General features: G+C 68.2%; 4 protein-coding genes and 1 tRNA gene. 4 read left to right on the forward strand and 1 reads right to left on the reverse strand.

Annotated features, from left to right (window positions below):
• Positions 1–61: 61 nt before the first annotated feature.
• A tRNA-Ser gene (locus tag ACYVOK_RS22730) sits at positions 62–150 on the reverse strand.
• Positions 151–428: 278 nt separating this feature from the next.
• On the opposite strand from ACYVOK_RS22730, the gene ACYVOK_RS22735 reads away from it, so the two are divergent.
• From ACYVOK_RS22735 to ACYVOK_RS22750, 4 genes are all read left to right on the forward strand, one after another.
• Entirely contained in the window at positions 429–1,676 is a 1,248-nt protein-coding gene (locus ACYVOK_RS22735; protein ID WP_460664529.1) for an MFS transporter, read from the forward strand.
• Positions 1,677–1,817: 141 nt separating this feature from the next.
• Positions 1,818–3,035 (forward strand): MFS transporter, encoded by a 1,218-nt coding sequence (locus ACYVOK_RS22740; protein ID WP_460664530.1) that lies wholly within the window; start codon positions 1,818–1,820, stop codon positions 3,033–3,035.
• A gap of 75 nt (positions 3,036–3,110) precedes the next feature.
• Entirely contained in the window at positions 3,111–4,301 is a 1,191-nt protein-coding gene (locus tag ACYVOK_RS22745; protein WP_460664531.1) for an FAD-dependent oxidoreductase, read from the forward strand.
• A gap of 5 nt (positions 4,302–4,306) precedes the next feature.
• On the forward strand, positions 4,307–4,870 hold the full coding sequence (locus tag ACYVOK_RS22750; protein WP_460664532.1) for a TetR/AcrR family transcriptional regulator: 564 nt from the start codon (positions 4,307–4,309) through the stop codon (positions 4,868–4,870).
• Positions 4,871–4,937 lie beyond the last annotated feature (67 nt).

Here is a 4,937-nt window from a genome sequence, read left to right on the forward strand (position 1 = left end):
GAACAGGTGAACCCACAAATCGTGGGTTCACCTGTCGCCGATGTCCTGAGACATCACAGAGCGGAGGGTGTGGGATTCGAACCCACGAGGACGGTCACCCGCCCTACCGGTTTTCAAGACCAGCGCACTCGGCCGCTATGCGAACCCTCCAGGCGACGTGACGTGGTCGCCGATCGTCGAGGATAGCGCGGCGGTCGGCGCCGGGCGAACGGGCGTGCGAGGACAGGGGGGCGGACTGTATGGTCTGCGGAGAGGCGGACGGGCCGCCCGACTGCGCGGACGGAGGTGAGGGCAATGTCTCGGCTGTTCGAGGACATGGCACACACCGTCCGGTCGGCTCGCTGATCAGCAGCTGACCGGACCTTCCCGCCGGCGCCGGAGCGGCGCCGGTTGTCAGGTTGTCCCGTCATGCCCTCTGGAGCTTTCGTATGCGATCCCTCCGTACGTTTCTGCTGCCGCCCGAACTCGGACCGGACTTCCGCAAGATCTGGCCGGCCGCGCTCATCTCGAACCTCGGCGACGGCGCGATGCTTGCCGCCGGCCCGTTGCTGGTCGCCTCGATCACCCGGGAACCGCTCGCGGTCGGTGCGGCCGCGTTCGTCCAGCAGCTGCCGTGGCTGCTGTTCGCCTTGTTCAGCGGGGCGCTCGTCGACCGGCTCGACCGCCGGTTGATGATCGTTGCCGCCGACGTCTTCCGCGCGACCGTGCTCGGCGCGCTCGGAATCGCCGTACTGCTGGGCACTTCACCGCTGTGGGCGATCTACGTTGCCCTCTTCCTGCTCGGTACGGCGGAGACGCTGGCCGACAACGCATCCGGTGCGTTGCTGGTGAGCGCCGTACCCAAGGAGCATCTGGGGAAGGCGAACGCCCGGTTGTTCGCCAGTGGCACGCTGCTGCAGCAGCTGGGTGGCCCGCCGCTCGGTGCGCTGCTGTTCGCCGTCGGTGCGGGTGTGCCACTGGTGTTCGACGCTGTCACTTTCGCCGCCGCCGCTGCACTCATCGCACGGGTCGCCGTACGTCCGCCCCTCCCCGAGCCGGCCGGTACGGCGCTCTGGACCGAGGTACGCGACGGGATTCGCTGGCTCTGGGCGCACGCCGGTGTGCGGACCCTGGCGTGCTCGATCCTCGTCATGAACATCACCTTCTGTGCTGCCTTCGCCACATGGGTGCTGTTCGCGCGTGAGCGGCTGGGGTTGAGTGAGACGCAGTTCGGGCTGCTGGTGTCGGTCGGTGCGGTCGGTGGCCTGCTCGGCATGCCGGTCTACCACCTGCTGGAACCACGTGTCGGCTCACTGACCCTGCTGCGGGCCGGACTGGTGATCGAGACGGCAGTGCACCTGATCCTGGCGCTGACCCGGAGTCCTTGGGTAGCCGGCGCGACCATGGCGGTGTTCGGCGTCCACGCGGTGGTGTGGGGCATCGTCTCCACGACCGCCCGGCAGCTCGCGACACCGGAGCCGCTGATGGGGAGAGTCAACAGCGTGTACCTGCTTGCCTCGGTGGGCGGTGCCGCGATCGGCTCGGGCCTGGGCGGCGTACTGGCTCAGAACTTCGGCCTGGCCGCTCCCTTCGCCAGTGCCTTCGTCGGGATGGTGCTGATGACCGCGGCGGCCTGGCGGCCGCTCAGGCATGTGTCGGTACGGCGCGTGCCGTCGGCAGACCCCGTGGCGGATTGAAATTGATTGGAGGCTCTCGGCCGGGTCTTGCTACTGTTTTCGGCCGAGAGCCCCAACTGTAGTCAGGGGAAAACCCCTGGTGGAGTGGTCTCGTAGCTGCGCTGCGAGTGGGCCGAGTCGATGCGATCGGAGCACTCTGTCATGCCTACAGCCACGTCCCTCGGCCTCCCGAACATCCGCGGTCGCTTCCCGCTGCTCGCCGGCCTGGCGATCGACTCGTTCGGTGGAGGCTGTGCCGGACCGCTGCTACTGCTGTACTTCGTGCGGGTCGCGGAGATCCCACTGGGTACGGCGGGCACGTTGCTGACCGTGGCGACGCTGTTCTCGATCGCCGCACCGGCCGCGGTCGGCGTCGTGATCGACCGGATCGGACCGCGCAACCTGGTGGTGGGGTCGCAGTTCGCGCAGGGGCTGGCGTTCACCGGGTTCTTCCTCGGCCGGTCGGTGTGGGTGCTGTTCCTGTGCGCGCTGGTGATGACGTTCGGCCAACGGGTGTTCTGGTCGTCGATCTTCAGTCTGCTGTCGGACGTGGCAGATGAGGGTGACCGCGACAGGTGGTTCGGTCTGGGCGGCATGATGCAGGCCGGCGGGTTCGGTCTGGGTGCACTGGCCGCCGGTGCCTTGCTGGCTGCGGGCGGCGACACCCCGTTCCTGATCGCGATGGCGGTGAACGCGGTCACCTTCTTCCTTGCCGGCCTGCTCCTGCTGCGGCTGCACCCGTCCCACCACAAGCGTGCGGTGCAGGACTCCGGCCCGGCGCCGCTGCTGCGCAGGGACAAGCCGTTCCTGGTCCTGATCGGCGCCAACACGATCTTGGCCCTCTGCACGATGCTGATAGGCGTCGGACTCCCCGTGTACGTCGCTGATGCGCTGCCTGCACCCAAGTGGCTGGTCGGTGCGTTGCTGGCCGCGGTGTCCGTCGTACTGGCGACCGGACAGACTCTGGTGGTTCGGCACACCGAGAACCGGCGTCGTACCAACGTGCTGATCGTCGCCGGCATTACGTGGGCCGTCTGGGGCGTGCTGATGGCGTCGCTGCTGCACATCCCTACGGCACTGGTCGTGCCGGGTCTGATCCTGGCCACTGCGGTATTCGCCTTCGCCGACGTACTGCATGCCGCGACGTCGAATGCTCTTGCTGCGGCTGTCGCGCCGGTGGTGGGGCAAGGGAAGTACCTGTCCTACTGGCAGTACTCGTTCACCTTCGCGAGCGTCCTGGCGCCGGCCTTCTTCGCCCAACTCTTCGAGGTCCGCCACGAGTTCCCGTGGCTGGCCCTGTCGGCGTTGGCCCTCGTCGCGGCCGCGACCATCTTCACCCTCGACCGCGTCCTCCCTCACTCCACCACCCAGCGCCGCTGATCTCCCGGGGTCTGCCGTGTGGCGCAGCTCTGTGTACTCTGTTGAATGAACGTTTAGTCAATCTCAGGAGCTGCGATGACGCGGGAATCGACCACGGTGGCCGTCGCCGGCGGAGGCCCGGCGGGGATGATGCTCGGCGCGCTGCTGGCCCGGCAGGGTGTCGACGTGATCGTGCTGGAGAAGCACGCCGACTTCCTGCGTGACTTCCGCGGCGACACGGTGCACCCCTCGACCATCGAGGTGATGTACGAACTCGGGTGGGCGGCCGAGTTCCTCGACCTGCCCCATCGGAGGATGGAGCAGGTCACGATGGGCACGCCGGACGGGGTGCTGACCATCGCGGACTTCCGCCGGCTTCCGGTGCGTTCGCCGTACATCGCCTTCATGCCGCAGTGGGACTTTCTCGACTTCCTGGCCCAGAAGGCCTCGACGTACGACGGATTCCGGCTCATCCGGCAGGCGACCGTGACCGACCTGATCTCGGAGGACGGCCGGGTCGTCGGCGTACGCGCGGAGACGCCGGACGGGCCCTTGGAGGTCCGTGCCGAACTGGTCGTTTCGGCCGAGGGGCGGAACTCCACGCTCCGTGAAATCGCCGGGCTCACGCCGGTCTCGGTGGCGCCGGGGATCGACGTGTTCTGGTTCCGCGTCTCGCGTCGTACGGACGAGACGGCGCCGTTCTTCCAGAGTGGTCCGGGCGGATCCCTGGTCGCCGTCGACCGCGGGGCGTACTGGCAACTGGCCTACGCGTTTCCGAAGGGGCAGGCCGAGGCGATCGAGGCGCGTGGAATCCAGGCGTTCCGCGATCAGGTCGCCGTACTGCTGCCGACACTGTCCGACCGGCTCGGCGAGATCACCCTCTTCGGTGAGGACATCCATCTGCTCAGCGTGCGGATCGACCGACTGACGCGATGGTGGCGGCCGGGGCTGCTGTTCATCGGCGACGCGGCACATGCGATGTCGCCGGCCGGTGGGGTAGGGATCAACCTCGCGATCCAGGACGCTGTGGCGGCCGCGAACCTGATCGGACCGGCGGTCCGGAACGGTGGGGTCGGGGTCGACGTACTGCAGAAGTTCCAGCGCCGGCGGACGTTCCCCGCCGCGGTGACGCAGCGGTTCCAGGGCTCGGTGATCAAAGGGCTCTACGGGAAGGACCAGCCGTTCTTCCTGCGGGTACTGCGTTTCGCCCCGGTGCTGACCCGACTCACGGGGAGGTTCATCGGGCTGGGCGTGCGGCCGGAACACGTGGCGCCCCTGCCAGAATGACGCGGGTGGAACCAGTGGCCGAGAGCAACCGCCGCCGTCAGGCCGTACGGCGTCGCGAGCAGTTGCTCGACGCGGCGCTCGAGTTGTTCGCCGAGCGTGGCGTCGACGGTACGTCGGTCAAGGCGCTGGCGCAGGCCGCAGGTGTCACACCCGGGCTGCTGTATCACTACTTCGAGAGCAAGGAAGCGCTCGTCGTCGCTCTGCTCAGCGAGCGCGGATTCCTGCCCCAGTTGAGGAACCTGGTCGGCGAAGGGTCCGCCGAACGGCCGGCACGGGAAGTCCTCACCGACCTGCTCGAAGGATTCGACCGCACGCTCGCCGAGAACGCGCAACTGATGTCGCTGTTCTTCGACGCCGGCCGAGCCCGCCCCAACCTGACCGGCTTCGCCACCGAAGGCCAGCGAATCATCAGCGACTTCCTGGCAACCCGCATCGCCACCGGCGAGCTACGCCCCCACGACACCACAGTCGCCGCCCGAGCCCTCGTCTCCACCATCGCCCTGGGCCGCCTCACCAACACCCCCACAAACCCCAACGCCTTGATCAACCTCCTCTTCCCAACCCCCTAACCACCCCTCCACCCAGCCCCCCGTCCCGCACCCCACCCGCCCCCCAGCCCTCGACCCCGTGCCCCGG

This window comes from Kribbella swartbergensis (assembly GCF_054784135.1).